The sequence below is a fragment of the Salipiger sp. HF18 genome (assembly GCF_011806505.1).
Classification (GTDB): Bacteria; Pseudomonadota; Alphaproteobacteria; order Rhodobacterales; family Rhodobacteraceae; genus Salipiger; species Salipiger thiooxidans.
On the sequence record NZ_JAATOS010000843.1, the window covers coordinates 1 to 1001 of the forward strand.

Below are 1001 nucleotides of genomic sequence, written 5' to 3' on the forward strand. Positions count from 1 at the left end.
TGGGTCGACATCGTGACGCCCGTGCCGATGAACACCACCACCCGGATGCGGTTCCACCCGGGCGAGGACAAGTCAGTGCTCACCAGCCCCTACGCCGAGGCCGCGCGGCTTCTGGCGGAGCTCGAGCTCGGCTGAGCCACGGCGCCTCCTCTCGGGGAGGCGCGCCACATCCTGCCGCCTCTTCGCGGGGAGGCGCGCCAAGCCCCACTGCCGGTGACAAATGCGGCGCCCTGCGGTTGCGCTGACAGTTCCGCAACGCTCTTGGCGGCATCGGTCTCAGCCGCCTTGCCCCGTCCTGCCACATTGCCTATTCAGGCCGAAAGACAGGGGGTTCCATGCGTATTCTGATCACCAATGACGACGGCATCAGCGCCCCCGGGCTGAAGGTGCTCGAGGCCATCGCCGCCGATATCGCTGGCCCCGAGGGCGAGGTCTGGACCGTTGCCCCGGCCTTCGAGCAATCGGGCGTCGCCCATTGCATCAGCTACACCCACCCGATGATGGTCACCGAGATGGGCCCGCGCCGCTGGGCGGCCGAGGGCAGTCCCGCCGATTGCGTGCTCGCGGGCATCCATGACGTCATGTCCGACACGGCGCCGGATCTCGTGCTTTCGGGCGTGAACCGCGGCAACAACTCGGCCGAGAACGCGCTCTACTCGGGCACGCTGGGCGGCGCGATGGAGGGCTCGCTGCAGGGCATCCCCAGCATCGCCCTGTCTCAGTTCCTCGGGCCGGAGACCCACGATCTGCCGACTCCCTTCGAGGCCTCCGCCACCCATGGCGCCGAGGTCATTCGCCGGATCCTCGCGCTGACGCCCGCAAGTGGCGGCGACTACCCGCTGTTCTGGAACGTGAACTTCCCGCCGGTGCCCGCCGCGCGGGTGAAGGGCACGCGGATGGTACCGCAGGGCAAGCGCCGCGGCACCTGCTTCACCACCGAGCCGCATCTCTCGCCCTCGGGGCGCCGCTTCCTGTGGATCCGTGGCGGCGACCAACGCGTC

General features: G+C 69.4%; 1 protein-coding gene and 1 pseudogene. Both read left to right on the forward strand.

Translation table 11 applies throughout. The features are described from left to right. Nucleotides 1-135 (forward strand): annotated as a pseudogene (locus HC022_RS29560) (oxidoreductase); the annotation flags it as partial. A gap of 200 nt (nt 136-335) precedes the next feature. Further along, nucleotides 336-1001 (forward strand): 5'/3'-nucleotidase SurE (gene surE / locus HC022_RS27440; protein WP_167454480.1); only part of this gene is annotated, 666 nt, incomplete at its 3' end.